The sequence below is a fragment of the Phyllobacterium sp. GQ127 genome (assembly GCF_059758635.1).
In genome coordinates this window covers 1-205 of the sequence record NZ_JCAXDZ010000051.1, presented here as the reverse complement: position 1 = coordinate 205, position 205 = coordinate 1, and the positions used below count along the sequence as shown (strand labels likewise).

1 protein-coding gene is annotated in these 205 nt (G+C 57.6%); it reads right to left on the bottom strand.

Annotated elements, in window-relative coordinates; translation table 11 throughout:
- On the bottom strand, nt 1-205 hold a 205-nt coding region (locus AC6CHM_RS25230), incomplete at both ends, for a VWA domain-containing protein (RefSeq protein WP_498176102.1).

The following is a 205-nucleotide window of genomic DNA, read 5'->3' as shown; positions in this document are numbered from 1 at the left end:
ATGCCGTTTCGACGGCGGAAAGATCAAATGTCGGGGTGGCCGCAAGAAATGGCTCATCTGCAAACATGACGAGGCCTACCCTGTCGCCGGAGCGACCGCGTAGAAATCCCGCGCCCATTTCCTTGACGACATCGATACGCCGGGTGGAGCTTCCGTCAAACGAAAAATCCTTGCGTTCCATGCTGCCAGAGAGATCGAGCGCCAG